This is a genomic window from Lachnoanaerobaculum sp. MSX33 (assembly GCF_000512995.1).
Classification (GTDB): Bacteria; Bacillota; Clostridia; order Lachnospirales; family Lachnospiraceae; genus Lachnoanaerobaculum.
Genome location: NZ_AZXX01000067.1, coordinates 13,807 through 34,392 on the forward strand (window position 1 = coordinate 13,807; position 20,586 = coordinate 34,392).

The following is a 20,586-nucleotide window of genomic DNA, read 5'->3' on the forward strand; positions in this document are numbered from 1 at the left end:
CCCGACTGCTTTTTCATAATTATTAAAGCTTCATTACTTCTTTAAAAAAGTCCTTTGCATATCTGTACATCTTAAGAGAGTACTCTCCGAATTCTTCCCCTACATTGGCCTTATATACCGTCCATAGAGCCCAAAGGTAACCGCTGAGTGCCATGTATGAATAAAGTTTCTTATACTCATCTGTAAGAGGTTTTCTTTTAAGATAAGTTTCTAAAAGTTCATCAGCTTGAGATTTATCATAATAAGAATAGATTGCACACATTGCCACATCTATAATAGGATCCGCCATTCCGGCATATTCCCAGTCAATAAGCTTTATCTTATTATCTGCGGTAATAATAAAATTATCGGCTACACTGTCTATATGGCAGAGGCGACTTTCAGACTTCATTCCTTTAAGTAAATCGAGTAAGAGCATCATATTTTTGTGAACCTCTTCTACATCTTCAAAAGATATTCCACCGCTCTTTTCACAGAGTCCGGTATAATAATCTATTCTCTCGGCTATATCAAAGCGATGGCTGACCTTTACATCAGTTTCATGCAAAGTCCTTAAAAGTTCCATACATCTTGCCATTTCTTCCTTATTAAAGGCATCGGCATTTTTTGAACCATCATAAAACTTTGATATCTTATAACCGCTTTCCTTATCAAAATAAATTATTTTCTCCGTAATATGCAAATCTTTGACTGCCATATAGCAGTCATACTCATTTGAACGGTTTATAAGTACATCTGTGCCCTTTCCGGGAATTCTACATATATAACTCTTATCATCCACTTCAAAAAGAAAAGATTTATTTGTCATACCGGCTTTTAATGTACGAAGACCTTTTATATGACTCTCCGGGATATTAAAAACCTTTGCAATAAGTTCAAGAGCTACATTTCCGCTGTTTTCCATATATTTATTATCAAATGCTCGAAGCTCTTCCAGATTTTCAAACTCATAGACCTGATTTTCGGGCTGGGGGTTTATATGCATGGCAGGTAGTGTAGAGTTTTTCTTTTGTATTTCACTCATAAGTACATTTTCCCAATACCAGTCATCACTTCCCGGAGTAGCAAAGGCCTTTTCCAGTATCGGCATAAACTCTTTTGAAAAGTCCTTACTGAAATATACAGGTCCGTACATTACATAGGCATCGCTGCCGCCCACATTTATAGCTGTTATTTCGCGCTTTTTATTAAAATCAAGTACCCATTCATTGGTATTTCCTTCCATATATATGGAAGAATACCAGGAGTAAGGCTCATAGCTGTGATACATATTATCTCTCATCCAGTTATCTGAAGAAAGGATATAGACATTGGAATTCTCTATATATTTACATGCATAGTGCAATGTGGAAATATTGTTCTTAGTGGAGTAATCCGGATTATACACAAGTTTTACATTGTACTTATCTATAAGATATTCAAAATGCTCCTTTAAATATCCCACAACTATTACTATATCAAAGACACCGACTTCATGTAGTTGCTTGATCTGACGCTCAATCATTCTTTCGCCGAACACCTCAAGTAATCCTTTCGGTGTTTCAAATGTAAGAGGAACAAATCTTGAGCCGAAGCCTGCAGCCATGATAACGGCACGTTCCACCTTAAAAGGAGCAAGATAATCAAGTCCGGCTTCGGTAAGACTTATACTGCTTCCTTCCTTATATAAATAGTTTAACGCCATGGCATCTTTTATAAGTGAGTTGATGCTTCCAAGAGATAGGTTTAACTTATTTGCAAGCTCCCTTTGAGTAATCGTATTACATTCAAATATTTCTTTGAGTAAATATGCATATCTGTTCATATAAGCTCCCAATATAATAAAATAAACATTAAGTTCAAAAACAATAAAATTATATCTATATTGAACATATTAGCATAACAGGGGATATAAGTATACATATATATCGCGGAAAAGACAGAAATGTAATATTTTTGTAAGAAATCAGAAAAAGAAAATATATTGTAAGTAATAAAATAAAGTTATATACTAGCTTTGTCTTAAGATAAAGGACTGATAAGAGCCTTTACGGGACGCATTAGATTTTAAAAGGATTTCAAAAAGGAGATGCATTCATTATGAGAAAGCAAACAAAGATTGCTGCATTAATTTCAGCAGCAGCAGTTCTCTCAGTTGGTGGAGCTATGACAGCTTTCGCTGCTACAGGTTGGCAACAGGAGAACGGTACATGGGTATATTATAACAGAAACGAAGAGAAAGTAACAGAGACATGGCAGAAGTCAGGTGACTACTGGTTCTATCTTGACGATAAAGGCGAGATGGCTACAGATTCACTTATCGACGATAACAGCGATACATACTATGTTGACGTTAACGGTGTTATGGTTACAAATCGTTGGGTTGCAGTTGACAACGAGAACGCAGGCGAAGAGAACGAGCCAAATCAGTGGTGGTACTACTTCGGAGCTAACGGTAAGGCTTACAAGAGAAGCGATTCAGCTACAGGCGACGTTTCTTTAAAGACTATCAACGGTAAGAAGTACACATTCAATACTGACGGTAAGATGCAGTATGGTTGGGTAAAAGACGGCGAGACACAGCATGATGAAAATGCTTGGCAGGATGCTGAGTACTACTTCGGTGATGAGAACGACGGTTCTATGACAGAGGGATGGAAAGAGATCGCTATCAAGGATGATCAGGCAGCTGAACTTCAGCCTGGTGACAACTACTGGGATCAGGATCAGACAAGATGGTTCTACTTCAAGGCTTCTGGAAAGAAGGAGAAGAAGCAGACAGGTAAGACAATCAACGGAAGAAAGTATGGCTTCGATGAGTATGGCCGTATGAACGCAGGTTGGTTCACAACAGCTACAGCATCTAACACACCTGCTAAAGATGGCGGTTCACAGGGTATTGCTACATACTCTAACTCATTCTTATACTACTCAACACCTGAAGACGGTGCTAGATCTACAAAGGGTTGGTTCAAGGTAACTCCTGGTTACTACCTCCAGAGAGATAAGTATGAGGATGGATCAGATTACTGGTACTACTCAGACGGTAACGGAAAGCTTGCAGTTAACGAAATCAAGACAGTAAACGGTAAGAAGTATGCATTCGACAACTACGGTAGAATGATTAGCGGATTCGTTGTACTTCAGATGGAAGGTAACACTTTAGGTTCAGGTTACAGCTCAAAGAAGATCGTTCAGAAGGTAGATTCTGACGGTACATATGATACAAGTGACAACTACAACAAGTTTGTAAAGGCTAACGACAGCTTATTCACATCCGGAGAGCTTAAGGCTTACTTCTTCGGCGGAAGCGATGACGGTTCTATGAAGACAGGAAAGCAGACTGTAGAGCTTGATAGCGAAAAGTACACATTCGAGTTCGCTAAGAACGGTTCTAACAAGGGTGCCGGTATCAACGGTATGGAAGATCACAAGTTCTATGTTGGTGGAAAGCTTACAACAGCTGATGCTGACAACAAGATCGAGATCGTTGTCCTTAACAGCAGCAACAAGTTAGTCGCTAAGTTATCTGTAGAGGAGGCTCTTTTAGCTTACGGTAACGGTGGAGTTCAGCACTTCAAGTCAAACGGAGACTTAGATTATACAGAGTATAAGTTCACAGGTCTTCCAACAGGAACTAAGGCTTATGTTGTTAACACAACAGGTGCTATGATTAAGAGCGGAACAAAGAAGGACGGAGATGATTACAAGGTTAAGACATCTAACTACACAGTAGATTATGTACGTCTTGAGGAATAATCTCAGTTAATTAAAATAGATTTTATATAGGCTTGAGGTGGAGCGAAGCGAAGCCTCATGGCATCTGATAAATCTAATGCGAGAGGAATACTTCCCTGTGGGGGTATTCCTCTTTTTGTTACTTGTAAATTGTATTAAATAAAAAACAGGAATTATTCTCATTATTGTGCTTGACTTTTTAGAAGTTTTAGTTCATAATAAAAGCACATTGAGGTTGTGTAAAATTAAATCTAACAAGCGTTAGATTTGACGCTAGCAATAGCAGGCTCATGCATAACCGGATATTGGAGGACAAGATGTTAAAAGATTTTAAAGAGTTTGCATTTAAAGGTAATGTTTTGGATATGGCGATAGGTGTTATCATAGGCGGGGCCTTCGGTAAGATTGTCACATCTTTGGTAAATGATTTGATTATGCCTATCATATCTATATTGACAGGAGGTTTAAACTTTACAGATCTTAAGTATGTTATTACTCCTGCACATGGCGACATAGCTGAGAATGCTATTGCTTACGGATCTTTCATCCAAAATGTAGTTGATTTCCTTATCATTGCATTCTGTATCTTCATGTTTGTAAGACTTATAGAGAAGTTTAAGAAGAAAGAAGAGGCTAAGGTAGAGGAAGCACCTGCAAAGGCTGATGATGTTGTTCTTCTGGAGGAAATTAGAGATTTATTAAAAGCAAAGAACTAAGGAGGAAATATGAGTTTTTATCGTTGTGCACACTGTGGAAATATTGTCTCAGTAGTAGTTGATTGTGGTGGTACACTTGGATGTTGTGGAGAGCCGATGCAGCTCTTAAAGGCTAACACAACAGATGCAGCTAAAGAGAAGCATGTACCTGTAGTAACTGTTGAGGGTAATAAGGTTGTTGTTAATGTAGGTAGCGTAGATCATCCTATGACACCTGAGCATCTTATCAACTTCATCATGATCGAAACAAACCTTGGAAAGCAGTACAAGGGACTTACAGCTGAGGATAAGCCACATGCTGAGTTCGTATTACAGGATGGTGAGAAGCTGATAGCAGCTTATGAGTATTGTAATTTACATGGTTTATGGAAAGCAGAGGTATAATTTATGAAGTATGTATGTGATGTTTGCGGATGGGAATATGATGAGGCTCTTGGAGATCCTGATAACGGAATAGCTCCTGGAACAAAATGGGAAGATCTTCCGGATGATTTTGTTTGCCCACTCTGTGGCGTAGGCAAGGATGAGTTTTCTCAGGAATAATTTTAAATAAAAATTTTCAAAGGGTCCTTAGGGGCCCTTTTTATATATAATCGGGCAGGTTTTCCTGCTCGATTGTTTGACTTGGAAGTATATACTATAGTATATTAGAATTATTATGGATGAATTAAAAAGAGATTACAGTGATATGATAGATATGGAACTTCCAAGTTTGAAGGTTCCGCTATCGAGAAAAGAGAGCGCTTCACAGTATCTGGCTTTTGAAGCCGTACTCAGCGGTAAAAAGCTTTTGGATATGGGTGAAGAGATTTGGCTTAGGGAGTATGCTCCTGAGGACTACAAACAGGAAGTATACAAAACCGAGCAGAAACAGGAAGAAGAATGATTTGTGATTATTGTATAAATTATATATATGATGAAGATGTGGAAGGATATATCTGTGACGTGGATATGGACGAGGATGATTATGCGAGAATGAGAAGCAGTGATTATTCCACCTGCCCGTATTATAGAAGTAATGATGACTATTTGATAGTAAGGAAACAGATGTAATGGAAATTGAGATAGGTAAACTGCCGGAGTTACAGAATAAAAAGATAATAGACATAAGGCCCGAGCATGAATTCAAAAGAGGCAGTATTCCTGACGCCGTAAATATTGCGGAGGAAGATATACTTGAGAGAATAAAAGATTTTGATAAAACAGATATTATCTGTCTGGTATGTGCCACAGGTAATAAGACCGAGTACCTTGCAGAAGAGCTTGAAAGTCAGGGATATGAGAATATATATAATCTGGTAGGCGGATATGAGGCCTATATGAAGCTTAAATTAAATGAGTTTCTAAAAGAGGAAAGTAAAAAGGGTGAGGAGAATAGAAGAAGCAGGGATATTGAGAGAAGTCTTATAAAGAAGTTTAGAAAGAGTATTTGGAGAAAATTTACCGCAGCCATAAATGAATATGAACTGATAAAGGACGGTGATAAGATTGCCGTATGCATATCCGGAGGAAAGGACTCTATGTTGATGGCTAAGCTCTTTCAGGAGCTTTTAAGGCATGGAAAGAGGAATTTTGAGTTGGTATTCCTTGTGATGAATCCGGGATATGATGATATAAATTATCAGACTATAGTGGACAATGCTAAGATTTTGGATGTGCCTATAGTAGTATTTGAGTCATCCATATATGATATTGTGGCAGAGGATGAGAAATCACCATGTTATCTCTGTGCAAGGATGAGAAGAGGACATTTATATGCCAAGGCAAAGGAGCTGGGATGTAATAAGATTTCTCTTGGACATCATTTTGATGATGTGATAGAAACTATTGTTATGGGAATGTTGTACGGTGCTCAGATACAGACAATGATGCCGAAACTTCACTCTACAAATTTTGAAGGTATGGAGCTTATCAGACCGCTTTATCTTGTGAGGGAAGAAGATATAATACATTGGGCAAAGTACAATGAGCTTAATTTTATAAGATGTGCCTGCAGATTGACTGACAATTGCTCCATATCGGAGACCGGCGACAAGGGATCTATGAGGGCTGAAGTAAAGAAACTTATAAGGGAGTTGGCTGCCAAAAATCCATATATTGAGAAGAATATTTTCAGAAGTGTGGAAAATGTCAGCCTTGATACAGTAATAGCCTACAAGAAAAATGGGGTAAAACATTCTTTCTTGGAGAGCTATGATTGAGAGGTTATCTTGTATGAGTGAGAAAACTTTGAATATTATGATAGCTACCGATATCCACTACCTTTCAAAGAGTATAAATGACGGTGGGGAGGCCTTTGAAAATGTAATGGAAAAGGGCGACGGTAAGGGGATGACATATATTGAAGAAATAGTGGATGCATTCTGCAATGAGGTTAAAAAAAGAAGACCGGATTTGGTACTCCTACTTGGTGATTTAACTTTTAACGGAGAGAGAGTAAGCCATTTGGAACTTTCACAAAAACTTAACAGTATAGTGAAAGCGGGTATACCGATATATTTGATACCCGGAAACCATGATATAGATTATGAAAGAAGCTTCGGATTTCGCGGAAATGAAATATATAAGGTTGACAGCGTGAGTGCAAAAGATTTCAGAGATATATATGTCGACTGCGGTTATAAAAATTATGAGTACTATGATGAGTATTCCGGAAGTTATATTTCAAAACTTAGGGATGATTTATATTTGCTAATGCTGGATACCAATTCCTGTCATTCAAATTATGTGAGTAAGGAAAGTCTTGCTTGGCTTGATAAGGCTCTTTTTGAATTATCAAAAGCGGATGCCAAAATACTTGCGGTAAGCCATCAAAATCTTCTTGAGCAAAATTATATGTTTACCGAAGGTTTTATGATTAAAAATGCGGAGGAAATAGAAGCTCTTTATGCCAAATACAATGTAAAGCTGAATCTCAGCGGTCATATGCATATTCAGCATATTGAAAAGAATCTTATAACAGAGATAGTGACATCTTCTTTGGCAGTGTCACCGAATCATTTTGCAAATATTATTTATGACGGGAAGTCTTTTAAATATTTTACAGAATGTCTGAAGGTGGAGGCTGTAAATGATTTTGAAAATTACAGCAGGCAGTTATTTAAAGGTGTTGGAAGCAGACAATTGAATAAGTTGTTTAAGACTCATACCTTTGACAATGATGAAGAAGAAGATATTGAAAAGATGGGCAGAGCCTTTCTTAGGATGAATGAATGCTATTTTGCCGGAGAGATTTTTGATGCTACGGGGTTTGAAGAAGGCATAAGACTTTGGGAAGATCAGCATGAGAGCTTCACATCTTTATATATAAAGAGTATACTGGATTCTGTGTTCAATGAGCAGAATAAATTTAAATTGGAATTATAGAGAGGAGATACAATGGAAAGATTTGTAGATAGATTTTTGCGTTATGTAAAGAAAAATACCAGATCTGATGAGAGCAAGGCCGGAATAGAGATTCCGTCTACAGCTTCACAGATGGAGTTTTTGGAGGAACTTAGTGAGGAGTTAAAAAGAATAGGCTTTGAGGAAGTTAAGATAAATAAGAAAAATGCATTCCTTACTGCTACAGTTCCTGCAAATGTGGATAATGCTCCTGTAATAGGATTTATTTCACATGTGGATACAGCAGCTTTTAATGCCGAGAATATTTCACCACAGATACATGAAAACTATGACGGAGGGGATATTGCACTTGGAAACAGCGGATTTGTGCTCTCCCCTAAGGAGTTCCCGAATTTAAAAAATTACATCGGTCAAACTCTTATCACTACTGACGGAACCACACTGCTTGGTGCGGATGATAAGGCCGGAGTTTGTGAGATAGTTTCAGCTATGGAATATCTGATTGAAAATCCGCAGATAAAACATGGTAAACTGAGAGTAGCCTTCGGATGTGATGAGGAAATAGGTGTCGGAGCCAACAATTTTGATGTGGAAGACTTTGGCTGTGATTTTGCCTATACTATGGACGGAAGTTCTGTAGGTGAATTACAGTTTGAATGTTTTAATGCCGCAGAGGCCAAGATCGATATTTTAGGTAAGAGTGTACATCCGGGTGATGCAAAGAACAAGATGATAAATGCGCTTACCATATCAAGAGATATTCAGATGGCAATGCCTCTTTTTGCAGTACCTGAAACAACAGAATGCAGAGAGGGCTTTATACATTTGATAGAGGCACATGGAGATGTGGAGAATGCAAGTCTTGTTTATATTATCAGAGATCATAACCGTGAGCTTTTTGAGGACAAGAAGAATACCGTAAGAAAGATTTGTGAAGAAATCAATTCAAGATATGATATAGACAGAGTAAAGCTTGAAATGCATGATGAGTATCGCAATATGGCCGATGTCATAAAGAATGATCCAAGGAGTGTGGACATTGCTACAAAGGCAATGGAAAATCTTGGAATAACAGTAAATAAAGATCCTATAAGAGGCGGAACAGACGGTTCCAAGATATCCTTTATGGGGCTTCCTACACCGAATATCTTTGCAGGTGGAGAGAACTTCCACGGAAGATTTGAGTTTGTAAGCGTTCAGTCAATACAAAAGGCTATAGATGTTATTGTAGAGATAGCAAAGATAGCGGCGGAGAAATAATTTGATATATCTAAAGGCTTTGTTCAGCTGAGTAATATAAAGGAATAATTTTTTATATAAGGGGGAATAAAATGGAAATAAAAAAGCCTAATATAATACTACTTTTGTCGGATGATCAAGGTGAATGGGCTATGGGGTGTTCGGGTAATAATGAAATAATAACACCAAACATAGATAGAATTGCAAGAGAGGGAATAATATTTAAAAACTTTTTTTGTGCATCACCGGTATGTTCACCTGCAAGAGCTACATTGCTAACAGGAAGAATACCCTCACAGCATGGTGTACATGACTGGCTGAGAGATGATAACAAAAAGCAGGAAGAAATCGAGTATCTGAAAGGGCAGACAGGATATACAGATATCCTGTCTAAAAACGGTTATGTCTGTGGTCTGTCGGGTAAGTGGCATCTAGGAAAGAGCTCTACACCGCAAAAAGGCTTTGATTATTGGTTTGCTCATAAGTCAGGTGGAGGTCCCTATTACAATGCACCATTTTATGAGGACGGGGAGCTTGTAAATAAAGATGGCTATGCCACGGACATAATAACCGATAAGGCTATAGACTTTATAAGAAAATATGCTAAAAAACAGCCTTTCTATCTACATGTGGGGTATACGGCGCCTCATTCACCTTGGGTTAATAATCATCCAAAGGAATACACAGATTTATATGATGACTGTGCTTTTGAGACCTGTAAAATGGACGGGGAGCATAAGGACAGTATATATTTGACCAAGGAAGTGCTTAAAAATTTAAAAGAAAACCAAAAAGGCTATTACGGAGCCACTACAGCCATGGACTACAATATAGGACGAATTTTGGACTTGTTGGATGAACTGGATATAAGAAAGGACACCTTACTTGTATTTATGAGTGATAACGGTTTCAGCTGCGGGCATCACGGATTTTGGGGCAAGGGAAATGCGACATTCCCGATAAATATGTATGAATCATCCGTAAAAGTACCTTGCATAATAAGCCATAGAGGAAAAATCCCTGAGGGCTTGGTGAGCTCAGATCTTGTTTCTGCCTATGACTTTATGCCTACACTACTTGAATATCTTGGAATTGATTATGTGTCCGAGATTGATTTGCCGGGGAGAAGCTTTGAGCCCGTTTTGAGGGGAGAGGAGCTGCCAAAGGACAGAGCGGTGGTAGTTATGGATGAGTACGGTCCGAACAGAATGATAAGAGGTGAAAGATATAAATTTATAAAACGTTATCCTTACGGACCTCATGAAATGTATGATCTGCTCAAAGATCCCGGAGAGAAAAACAATCTTATGGAAAAGGCTACCGATGAGAGCACGGAGCTTGCAAATAAGCTTGATTATGAGCTTGAAAAATGGTTTTTAAAATATGTAAATCCGGAAATAGACGGAGCGAAGGAAGCGGTATATGGCTCGGGACAGATAAATTTGGCAGGCTTATGGAGTAAGGGAGAAGTGTCTCACAGCTGTGACGATTACATAAAAGAAAAACTTAAAGAGAATGGCAAGTAGGTTTATAAAAAGAATCAAAGAATATACAGGGGAACTTAAGTTTAAGCTGTATTCCGCTTTCGGAATCATGCTTGTACTTATTGCCCTGTCTACGGCAACGGCGGTGCTTTTGGCAGTTAAGCAGGTTATAATAGTGCAGGTGGGGCAAAGCCGTATAGATGTGCTTAAACAGATATCCGAAAGATCCAATATAATAAAAAACAACCTTATAACAGTAATTAATTTGTATAAGTATAATACAGATTTGGTCCGGTATTTATCACAGACGGAGGCGGGAAATGTTCAAAAAAATGTTTCCGAGCTTGATGAAAAGAGAAAGAATTTTGATGTTGTTTTTAAAGATATAGGCTTTGAGTACGATATAGTTATTCAGGGAGAAAACGGTTTTGTCTACTCGTCCTACAAAGAAGGAAGCTATGATTTTGAGAGCTTAAAAACTCAGCTGTGGTATAAAAAAAGCTATGACGAACAGGGAGATATGAGCTTTGTAAGCTATAAGAACGGCTTTATTCGTGAAAAGGAGAAAGCAACCTATGTTTTTGGAGGTTTCTCAAAGATAAAGGATGCTTCGGGTAATGTCCTTGGAACTATATTGATAAGCGTTGATGAAAATGTTCTTGAAAGTTTGTATGCAGGCTTTGAAACACAAGGCAATGTTTATATTTTTGATAAAAAAGGAAATGTCGTATCATCGAGGGATAAAAGTATACTTGGGAAAAATATGATAGGAGCCGAAAATTTTCGCAAGCTGTACGGAAACGGAAGTTCCCATATAATAAAAAAGCTGGGGAAATACTATTTTCTGTCAAATTGCTACGACTCTCAGACGGGCTGGACGATAGTCGAGGAGATACCCTGTGAAATAATGTTTTCGGTCTTGATAAATATGACCGGATATCTGGCTGTATCAATGGTGGTTTTTTTATTTACAGCCGCCTTTATTTCATATAGACAGGCAAAGAGTATAAGCGAACCTATAGCGAGCCTTTGTCAATCAATGAAAAGAGTAAGCAGCGGTGAGTTTATCTGTGTTCAGGAAGAGAATGCCTGTAATGAGGTGCTTGCTCTGGGAAAAAGTTTTAACTCTATGTCCGGGAAAATCAAAGAGTTGCTGGAAGATATAAGAAATAACGAAAAAGAAAAACGAAAATCGGAGATGGACTTTTTAAGAGCCCAGATAAATCCCCATTTTTTGTATAACACCCTATTTTCCATTCAGTGTATGGCGGAGCTTAACAAAAATGAGCAGGCGGTGAAGATGATAAAAGCCTTTATAGCTTTACTTAGAAAAACCTTATCTACAGACAGGGATTTGATTCCTTTAAGAGAAGAACTTGAAAATACGAAAAGCTATTTAGAGCTTGAAAGAATAAGGTATTCCAATATTATGGATTATGAAATCGAAGTAAGTAAAGAGCTTGAATCCTGTCAGGTTCCGGCGCTGATTTTGCAGCCTATAGTTGAAAATGCGATTTTTCATGGCTTAGAAGCGAAGGATTCGGGAGGACTCATAGTATTAGAGGTTCTTAAGGACGGAGAAGATTTGCTTATAAATATAAGTGATGACGGTAAGGGGATGGATAGTCGTCGCCTAAAAGAGGTTAGAGCACGTATTGACCTTGATGAGGATGAAGCAAAGAAATCTATAGGCCTTGTAAATGTTTCTGGACGCATAAAAATAAACTTCGGAAAAGAATATGGCTTGACAATAGACAGCAAAGAAGATGTAGGAACTTGTGTCAGCATCAGGTTACCTATAATCAAAGGTACGAAATATGAAGATACTTATAGTTGATGATGAAAGGATGATATGCGAGTGGCTGGAATATTGCATAGTGGACAGACAGGATTTTCGTTCAGTCGGAACTGCTTATAATGGAGAGCAGGCATTAACTCTTTTTTATGAGACAAAGCCGGATATTGTTTTTACGGATATAAAGATGCCTGTAAAAAACGGAATAGAGCTTCTAAAGGAAATAAAAAAAGTTTCTCCTTCATGCCTTGTAATTATCTTATCCGCTTTCGCAGAATTTGATCTTGTAAGAGAAGCCATGCGCTATGGTGCAGATGATTACTTATTAAAAACAGAGATGAGTAAGGAGTGCTTGGAGCAGATCCTCGAAAGAGCAAAAGAAAAACTTGGTAATAGTACAAAAGAAGAAGCGGGAGACAGCGGAGGGAGAAGGTATGCCCTTATAAGGGATGTGCTTAAAAACACAGTACTTAGTGAAGGTGATATACAAAGAATGAAGGATGAGGGTATACGCTGGAGAGATGAGGGGCTTTTTGCTGTGGCCTTGTGGAAGAAGGATATAAAAGAAGGATTTACTCTTCCCGATGCGGACTTTGTACATCATCTTGTAGAATTTGAGTATAACAATCTTATATATATGATTTTGGGAAACCTTTCAAGGGGAATAAGTGAAGGGAAAAAAGAAAAGTTTACATATGAGTATGCACGAAGGCTCAGTGAAGAAAACTGCTGTATGGTTGGCATAAGTACTGCGATAGACAGACTTGTAAATGTTGCGGATACAGTTACAGAGGCGGTGTATTCTTTGGGACTTGGGTATTACAAAGAAAAAATAAAGGTTTATACACCAGAAAGACCGGCAAAGGAAATAAGGGAGCTTACAGAAAAAAATAAGATTGTCTTCAGACAGAAAATAAGACAACTTTATACACTTTCAAGAAGAGAATTTAAAGAAAGTCTGGAAATGGAAATGGAAGAGGCAGCGAAGGGAAATGTGTATACACAGGATGAATTTTCGTCATTTTGTTGTCAAGCTGCTGAGATGGCATATATGAGGTTTGCAGGAAATGATCTTAAGCTTGTACATTGTATGCTTCATGATGAGCAAAGTAAGATTAAAAATACGAACATGTTTTCAGAGGTTAAAGAAATTGTCGATAATTTTGTAAACTATATTTATGATGAGCTTGATTATGACAAAAAGAAAATTTCCAAAGGCGTGGAGCAGGCTGTAGAATATATAAAAAAGCATTATTCGGAAGCAATAAGCTTAGATGAGGTTGCAAAAAGTGTAAACTTGAATCCTGAATATCTCTCAAGGGTATTCAGGGAGGAAACCGGCAGTAATTACAGCGCATATTTAACGGATGTGCGCTTGAAGCAGGCAGCATATCTACTTTCAAATACTCTGTTGAGAGTACAAAGAATTGCTGAAGAGGTAGGCTATCCCAATGTTAGCTATTTTTCCACTATTTTTAAAAAGAAGTACGGCATCAATCCGTATGAGTTCAGAAGAAGAGAATAATATCAAAAAACAAAAGGAAAGTAAAAAAAACAATACTTTCCTTTTTTATTTGAGAAAATGAGAAAAAAAAGTAAAGAAAACAAAAAGTATAAGTAGGGTTGATAACATATAATAAAATAAAAAGGACTTGGGAGGATCTTGAAAATGAAGAAAAATAAGTTTTTGGCAATGATGTTGGCAGTGGGAATGGCAGCTTCTTTAATTGCTTGCGGTAACAGCGGAAGTTCCGAAAGTAAGGCGGAAGGTGAGACAAAAAAGATTGAGCAGAGTGAGGCTGAAAATACGGGTGATTTGCCGGTGCTCAGAGTGGCGACAATGCCTTTCATAACAAGCTTACCTACGGAATACATCATTAAGAACGGTTTGGATGTTAAGGCGGGCTTTAAGATAGAGCCTACGATGTTTGCAACCGGGGCGCCTATGAATGAGGCTTTGGCTGCTAATCTGTGGGATGTGGGAGCAATGGGAGCTGCATCCATAACAGGAGTGGCAAACTATGATATGATGATTATAGGTGAGGTTTTGGAGTCTACAGACGGTCTTGGAGTATTTGTAAAGCCCGACTCACCTATTGCACAGGCAAAGGGAGCTAATCCGTCCTTCCCTAATGTACTCGGAAGTGCGGAAACGGTAAAAGGAAAGACAATTTTACTTCCTATAGGTACAGCACAGCATTTTACAACTCTTAAGTGGCTTGAGAAGTTGGGACTGAGTATGACTGATGTAAATATAGTAAATATGGATACCGTTCAGGCTTATCAGGCACTATTGGCGAATCAGTGCGATATAGTTGCCCTTAATGTACCTACATTTTTTGATGCACAAAAAGACGGCATGGTTCAGGTAGGAAATCTTGCGGATCTTGGAACAAGATATGTGGATATGGTTGTTGCAAACCGCAAAGCCGTTGAAGGAAAGAAAGAGATTGTTGCAAAGTATATGGATTGCATCATGGAAGCTTGTGAAGCTTTGAATGCCGATAAGGAAATGGCGGCTGATTTACTGGTTGAGTACTTAAAGGAAGCGGGAACGGAAACAAGCAGAGAAAGCTGTGTAAGTGACTTGGGACGTGTGAATTTTATTACAAGAGAGGATTGGAAGGACAGAGATCTTGGAAAATTTGCAAGAGAGCTTGGCGAATTTTATGTAGGATTGGGACAGCAGGAGCCAAGTTTAATGGAAAAATTTGACAAAAATATAGACGATGAATTTATAAAGCAGAATAAATAAAAAGGAAGTTACCGATGAAAGGATTTTTTGAAAAAAATAAATACAGGCTTATTTCCCTTTGTTCTGTAGCAGGTGTTTTGCTTATATGGGAGCTTGTAACAGATGTGTTTCATCTTATTTCGCCTATGATGCTGCCTACACCCGGGAAGGTGCTCGAAACCTTTATATACAAGCTTACAGGCGGAGTAAATCCTGACGGAGGGAGCCTTTTACAGCATATTGTATCAAGTATGAAAATTTCCCTGGGTGGATATTTTGTGGGAGTTTTAATAGGAGTGCCTTTAGGTATATCTATGGCATGGAGTCGGAAGTTCGAGCTTTTTGCAAAGCCTCTGTTCGATGTCATAAGACCTATACCGGCGCTTGCATGGATACCGTTAATGATTTTATGGCTTGGTATAGGCTATGAATCCAAGGTGGGGATAATATTTTTTGCAGCTTTTATAAGTGCTACGATAAATTCCTATGCAGGAATCAAACAAACGAACAAGGTTCATCTATGGGTTGCAAAAACCTTTGGAGCAAGCAACAGACAGCTTCTGTTTAAGGTTGCAATACCGACCGCAATGCCAATGATATTTACCGGACTCAGATTGGCTCTGGGATCCTCATGGGTTGCGCTTGTAGCGGCAGAACTTCTTGCGGCTACAAAAGGACTTGGATATATGATACAGGTATCAAGAATGCTCGGTCGTCCGGATGTAATAATTGTCGGAATGATGACGATAGGTATAATAGGATACTTATTGTCGAGTATACTTGAAAAACTACAGAAAAAATTTGTGAGGAGGACGAAATAATATGAGCTTGAAAAAGTTTATAGATAAAAATATTTCCATAATAATGACAGTCCTTGCCTTTTCTTCCTTGCTTATCGTGTGGGAACTGGTTTCAAAGTTTACAAAAGCGGGTCTGTTTTTACCGCCCGCCTCCCTGATATTGGAAAAATTTATATTGAGCTTTAAAGAGCCTATAGGAAAGTATACCATGCTTACTCATATAGGGGTGAGCTTATACAGAGTGGGTGTGGCTTTCGGGCTTTCAACCGTACTCGGTATAGCCCTCGGTGTTTCGATGGGATATTCAAAGCTTGCCGAAGCTATACTTAAGCCAATATTTGAATTTATAAGACCTATACCTCCTCTTGCATGGATACCTATGTCTATATTGTGGTTCGGGCTCGGGGATAAAAGTAAGTTTTTCATTATATTTTTAGGTTGTTTTTGTTTTATAACGGTAAATACTTATGAGGGAACAAAGAATGTGGACAAGACTCTTATAGGAGCGGCAAGGATGCTGGGAGCTTCGGAAAGACAGGTGTTTTTTGATATAGTTTTACCTTCCTCCGTGCCGTATATATTTGCAGGTCTGCAAATAGCGGTAACTGCCGGTTGGTCCGCCGTGGTGGGTGCGGAAATGGTACATTCAAATGAAGGAGTAGGCTGGCTCATAGTAATGGGAATGACTTACGGAAAAACGGTGCAAATAATGGTCGGAATGCTTGCGATAGGCTTGGTGGGCTTTGTTTTGGCAACCGGAATGGCAAAGCTTGAAAGGAGATTATGCGCATGGAACAATCAGGGAATGTAAAAACCATACTTGAATGCAGGCATGTGTCAAAGGAGTTCGATGCCTATGACAAGAGCGGCAAGACCGAGGTTTTGCGGGATATAAGTTTTTCGGTTAAGGAAAATGAATTTTTGGTACTTTTCGGACCGGGACAATGCGGAAAGACTACTCTTATAAATGTACTTGCAGGGCTTGAGTCTGCAACGAGCGGAGAGGTTATAGAAAACGGCAAAAAGGTAACAAAACCGGCACCAGAAAGAGGGGTGGTTTATCAAAAAACAGCCCTGTTTCCTTGGCTTAGTGTAATGGGAAATGTAGAGTTCGGTCCAAGAGTGAGAGGGCAGGACAAAAAAATGAGGCGTGAAACGGCAAAGCATTACATAGACCTTGTAGGCTTGAGCGGTTTTGAAAAAAGCTACCCTTCGCAGCTTTCCGGAGGCATGAGACAACGTGTCGGTATTGCAAGAGCTTATTGTAATCAGCCGGAGATTATGTTGATGGATGAGCCTTTCGGACATTTGGATGCTCAGACAAGGTATATGATGGAAGAAGAGCTGCAGAGGATATGGCAGAGTGAAAAGAGAACCGTTATCTTTGTAACCAATAATATAGAAGAGGCTCTATTTCTTGCAGACAGAATAATACTTTTAACAAACTGTCCGTCCTGCATTAAAAAAGAGTATATTATTGATATGCCTCATCCAAGAAGCTATGTAGATCCGAAGTTTTTGAGTTACAGGCAGGAAATAACAGAGAATATGGATAAATCATTGTAAAGGAGACGATTTTGGAAGACAACAGAAAAGACAAGGTAAAGGTGACTCATCTTACCAAGAAGTTTGATGATTTGTTGGTGCTTGACGATATTTCCTTTACTGTAAAAGAGGGAGAATTTTTATGCATAGTCGGTCCCACGGGTTGTGGAAAAACAACATTTTTAAACAGTTTGACAAAGCTTTATAAACCCACAAGCGGAGAAATACTGATTAATGACGAGCCGGTGGACTTGCTTAGGCATAATATCGCCTATATATTTCAGGAATATTCAACCATGCCTTGGCTTACGGTTGAGGAGAATGTAGGCTTCGGCCTTGATATTAAAAATATTCCTAAAAGTGAGGCTAAGGAAAAGGTAAATGAGTATTTACAGGTAGTAGGACTGGAAAAATACAGAAATTATTATCCGGATCAGCTTTCGGCAAGTATGCTCCAAAGAGTTGTTATAGCGAGGGCTTTTGCCACCGAGCCGGAGGTTTTGCTGATGGATGAGCCTTACGGCCAGCTTGATATAGAACTTAGATTCAGGCTTGAGGATGAGCTTTTGAAGCTGTGGGAAAGAAACAAGACAACGGTAATTTTTATAACACACAACATAGAAGAGGCGGTCTACCTTGGTGAGCGTATACTGGTGTTAACAAATAAGCCTACCGGTATAAAAAAAGAGATATTCAATAATATCCAAAGACCGAGAAATATTGCAGCTAAGGATTTTGTGGATTTGAGAAATGAAGTTACGGACTTGATAAAGTGGTGGTAGAAGAAATAGTGAGACTCACTAAGTTTTTTGGTAATTTTGATTGAAAATAAGTAAGAGAGTAATACTAAATAGTTTATTTTAAATAGGAGTGTATGGCTAATTATGAGTCATACACTCCATAAAATTAAAGCTTGTTTTGTATTAAATCACAAAGTCATTTCCGGGATCCTCTACTATCAGATCGGCAATGGAAATGTTGTCAAAATAATCATTTATCATTTTTGAGAGTTTACTCCACATATCAATAGTACGGTATTCGCTTGTGCGATACATACTTTCGGTATCTTCATCATCAATCATTATATTTTCTTCTGCAATTCTAAGCACTTCACCCACAGTGATATCGCTTGGATGTCCGGTTAGTTTGTAGCCGCCGCCTTTACCGCGCAGTCCTACAACAAGCTTATGCTTTACAAGAAGTTTTATTATACTTTCCAGATACTTTTCTGAAATATCCTGTCTTTTGGCAATGTCACGCAATGGTATAAAGTCATCGGATTTATTTTCTGTCAAATCAATCATAACAAGAAGTGAATATCGCCCTTTTGTTGAAATTTTCATATGGTTCTCACCTACTCCTTAATTTATAATCCTATTATACAGGTAGGTAATAGGTAAATCAAGTGAATAATAAGACAGAAATGAAAATAGTGATGTAACAATTTATATTTATCCTATATAAAGGTCTTTGTATTCATCTTTGTTTTTTTCAAACCATTTTACCGCATATGAACATGTAGCCTTTATTTTTTTATTATTTGATTTGGCATAGTCTATTACCTCAAGCATAAGCTTGGCTGCAATGCCCTGACCACGAAGAGAGTCATCAACAAATGTATGGTCAATAACTATTGTGTTATCATCCAAATTTGGAAAAGTAACCTCAGCAATCATTTTACCGTTTTCGTCATTCATATATATTCTGTTATCAGCTATATTAAACATAGTACCTCCAATAATTTTATTATTTAAGTAAAGAGTAGCATGTGAGAGAGAAAAGTCAAGGGCTATTGAAAAACATAAATTTTTGTAGTATATTAAATGTAACAAGTGAGAAAAGATATTTAATCATAGTGTTACAAACGAAAAAGCCACGAGTTGCAGCTCGTGGCTTTTTCTATTCTTTTTTTGCAAGGTAGCTTAAACCTTAGGCCGGTTGCCTATTATTTATCTCCATCCAACCATTTGCAGATATAATGGCAGATTATACCTGCCACAATAGAGATAATCAGTGAGAAAAATATATCTATCATGTGTTACACCTCCTTTCTCTGCCGAGTATAGGAGTGGCAACATAACAAGTATAACATGGGGTAGAGAATTCTGTAAATGTTGGGCATTCAAATCATATTGACAGCAATTTATGTTTATGCTAGTATTCCATCTTCAACAGTCGGATAGTAGAAAAGTGGCCCAAAACCCTGTATTTACAAGGCTTTAGCCACTTTTTTCTTCTTTGCAAAAAATGTTGTATGGAACGTCTAGGTTGAATTTTTTTTTTATTTAAATCTTTTGGCTGGTAGTATTTCTTATCTAATCCAAGGTCCATTATAGCATTTAATGCCGTTAGAACTTGGGAATTATTATATGTCAACATATAGCACACATCCTACAAGTTATCCATAAATAATCCCATTTGTGCAATAGGATTTGGCCTATGTTCTTTGCTTACACCATATTTTCTTAAACCTTTAGTTACCTAACCGGTTACTGCATCTACATAGTCGTCATCATTTGATTCTGTTTCAAAGTAATAGTTTGAACAGTTATAAAAGCATACAGAGGTATCTCTTTTTACTATCTTAGTACTGGCATCATATAGATGAGAGATATATTCATCGTAATGATTGTACGTTATATCAAGTGTAGGAAGGATATGTTCATAACCAAAGTCAGGCTGTTCATAATAGTCGGAAAGACTTTGATGAGTACCAAGCTTAGAATCAGGGCTAAGTATTAACGAATAGGTAAGGAATCTATTTACCTGATTAGGATCAAACTGTATCTTGACATCTTTTGTGATACTTTTAAAGAATGATCCTATCTTAAGATCATGATAAATCTGTTGTAGAAAAAAATATCCGATATTTAAAAGTTTTGACTTGGATACTATATCATCTTGATATGTTATTTTCTCATTAAAGTCAAACTTAAAATTTAAATCTACCGTTTGATTATTTTTCAGCTCCTCGTTATATCTTTGGACCTCCTTTTTAGTATACTCCAGAGGATCGATGGTAGTCTTTAAAAGTTCGGAATGCTTTCCTATACGAACTACATTTTTAGTAGTGGTCTTTTTTCCATTACGGATTCCTCTTTGAATAAAATAAGTGGGATCCTGTGATTTTTTGTCATACCAAAGTTTTGTACTTTATTATATCACATAATACAACAATAAAATAAAGAAAATTTAACAGCAAGAATCCTTT

The 20,586-nt window shown here is 37.8% G+C and carries 20 protein-coding genes and 1 pseudogene; 17 read left to right on the forward strand and 4 right to left on the reverse strand.

The features are described 5' to 3' along the window. Positions 1-22: 22 nt before the first annotated feature. Positions 23-1,804 (reverse strand): phosphotransferase, encoded by a 1,782-nt coding sequence (locus HMPREF1495_RS07740; protein ID WP_034213475.1) that lies wholly within the window; start codon positions 1,802-1,804, stop codon positions 23-25. Between the two features lie 275 nt (positions 1,805-2,079). On the opposite strand from HMPREF1495_RS07740, the gene HMPREF1495_RS07745 reads away from it, so the two are divergent. From HMPREF1495_RS07745 to HMPREF1495_RS07820, 17 genes are all read left to right on the forward strand, one after another. Next, positions 2,080-3,738 (forward strand): cell wall-binding protein, encoded by a 1,659-nt coding sequence (locus HMPREF1495_RS07745; RefSeq protein ID WP_034213478.1) that lies wholly within the window; start codon positions 2,080-2,082, stop codon positions 3,736-3,738. 296 nt (positions 3,739-4,034) lie between these two features. After that, the gene (gene mscL, locus HMPREF1495_RS07750; protein WP_034213481.1) at positions 4,035-4,433 is read left to right on the forward strand and encodes a large-conductance mechanosensitive channel protein MscL; all 399 of its coding nucleotides are present in this window, start codon (positions 4,035-4,037) and stop codon (positions 4,431-4,433) included. A gap of 9 nt (positions 4,434-4,442) precedes the next feature. After that, positions 4,443-4,817 (forward strand): desulfoferrodoxin family protein, encoded by a 375-nt coding sequence (locus tag HMPREF1495_RS07755; RefSeq protein WP_034213484.1) that lies wholly within the window; start codon positions 4,443-4,445, stop codon positions 4,815-4,817. A 3-nt stretch (positions 4,818-4,820) separates the two neighbouring features. Next, entirely contained in the window at positions 4,821-4,976 is a 156-nt protein-coding gene (locus HMPREF1495_RS07760; RefSeq protein WP_007594817.1) for a rubredoxin, read from the forward strand. A 115-nt stretch (positions 4,977-5,091) separates the two neighbouring features. Continuing rightward, positions 5,092-5,319 carry a hypothetical protein gene (locus HMPREF1495_RS07765; protein ID WP_034213486.1) on the forward strand — a complete coding sequence of 76 codons (228 nt, stop codon included), beginning with the start codon at positions 5,092-5,094 and terminating at the stop codon, positions 5,317-5,319. Then, complete coding sequence (locus HMPREF1495_RS13915; RefSeq protein WP_007594815.1) at positions 5,316-5,486, forward strand: DUF6472 family protein; 171 nt, start codon at positions 5,316-5,318, stop codon at positions 5,484-5,486. The genes HMPREF1495_RS07765 and HMPREF1495_RS13915 overlap by 4 nt, the downstream gene beginning before the upstream one ends. Beyond that, positions 5,486-6,634 carry a rhodanese-like domain-containing protein gene (locus tag HMPREF1495_RS07770; RefSeq protein WP_034213489.1) on the forward strand — a complete coding sequence of 383 codons (1,149 nt, stop codon included), beginning with the start codon at positions 5,486-5,488 and terminating at the stop codon, positions 6,632-6,634. The genes HMPREF1495_RS13915 and HMPREF1495_RS07770 overlap by 1 nt, the downstream gene beginning before the upstream one ends. Before the next feature lie 13 nt (positions 6,635-6,647). Continuing rightward, a complete protein-coding gene (locus tag HMPREF1495_RS07775) occupies positions 6,648-7,799 on the forward strand; it encodes a metallophosphoesterase (protein WP_034213520.1) in 1,152 nt (383 codons plus the stop codon). Between the two features lie 12 nt (positions 7,800-7,811). Beyond that, on the forward strand, positions 7,812-9,038 hold the full coding sequence (gene pepT, locus HMPREF1495_RS07780; protein WP_034213492.1) for a peptidase T: 1,227 nt from the start codon (positions 7,812-7,814) through the stop codon (positions 9,036-9,038). 71 nt (positions 9,039-9,109) lie between these two features. Continuing rightward, positions 9,110-10,543: a sulfatase-like hydrolase/transferase gene (locus HMPREF1495_RS07785; RefSeq protein WP_034213495.1), complete on the forward strand. Its 1,434-nt coding sequence runs from the start codon at positions 9,110-9,112 to the stop codon at positions 10,541-10,543. Next, a complete protein-coding gene (locus HMPREF1495_RS07790) occupies positions 10,533-12,338 on the forward strand; it encodes a sensor histidine kinase (RefSeq protein ID WP_034213497.1) in 1,806 nt (601 codons plus the stop codon). Before HMPREF1495_RS07785 ends, HMPREF1495_RS07790 begins: the two co-directional genes overlap by 11 nt. Beyond that, a complete protein-coding gene (locus HMPREF1495_RS07795; RefSeq protein WP_034213499.1) occupies positions 12,319-13,821 on the forward strand; it encodes a response regulator transcription factor in 1,503 nt (500 codons plus the stop codon). The genes HMPREF1495_RS07790 and HMPREF1495_RS07795 overlap by 20 nt, the downstream gene beginning before the upstream one ends. 144 nt (positions 13,822-13,965) lie before the next feature. Continuing rightward, positions 13,966-15,051: an ABC transporter substrate-binding protein gene (locus HMPREF1495_RS07800; protein ID WP_034213501.1), complete on the forward strand. Its 1,086-nt coding sequence runs from the start codon at positions 13,966-13,968 to the stop codon at positions 15,049-15,051. 14 nt (positions 15,052-15,065) lie between these two features. Next, positions 15,066-15,851, forward strand: coding sequence for an ABC transporter permease (locus HMPREF1495_RS07805; RefSeq protein WP_034213503.1), 786 nt, complete (start codon positions 15,066-15,068; stop codon positions 15,849-15,851). Position 15,852: 1 nt separating this feature from the next. Next, entirely contained in the window at positions 15,853-16,641 is a 789-nt protein-coding gene (locus HMPREF1495_RS07810; RefSeq protein ID WP_034213506.1) for an ABC transporter permease, read from the forward strand. Continuing rightward, on the forward strand, positions 16,620-17,396 hold the full coding sequence (locus HMPREF1495_RS07815; protein WP_034213509.1) for an ABC transporter ATP-binding protein: 777 nt from the start codon (positions 16,620-16,622) through the stop codon (positions 17,394-17,396). Before HMPREF1495_RS07810 ends, HMPREF1495_RS07815 begins: the two co-directional genes overlap by 22 nt. 11 nt (positions 17,397-17,407) lie before the next feature. Beyond that, positions 17,408-18,157, forward strand: coding sequence for an ABC transporter ATP-binding protein (locus HMPREF1495_RS07820; protein ID WP_034213512.1), 750 nt, complete (start codon positions 17,408-17,410; stop codon positions 18,155-18,157). Positions 18,158-18,298: 141 nt separating this feature from the next. Here the strand turns inward: HMPREF1495_RS07820 and HMPREF1495_RS07825 are convergent, their stop codons facing one another. The 3 genes and pseudogenes from HMPREF1495_RS07825 to HMPREF1495_RS14405 form a co-directional block, all read right to left on the reverse strand. Further along, on the reverse strand, positions 18,299-18,718 hold the full coding sequence (locus HMPREF1495_RS07825) for an RrF2 family transcriptional regulator (protein ID WP_007594809.1): 420 nt from the start codon (positions 18,716-18,718) through the stop codon (positions 18,299-18,301). A 108-nt stretch (positions 18,719-18,826) separates the two neighbouring features. Next, entirely contained in the window at positions 18,827-19,102 is a 276-nt protein-coding gene (locus HMPREF1495_RS07830; RefSeq protein WP_034213514.1) for a GNAT family N-acetyltransferase, read from the reverse strand. Positions 19,103-19,775: 673 nt separating this feature from the next. After that, positions 19,776-20,480 (reverse strand): annotated as a pseudogene (locus HMPREF1495_RS14405) (IS1634 family transposase); the annotation flags it as partial. Positions 20,481-20,586: the final 106 nt, after the last annotated feature.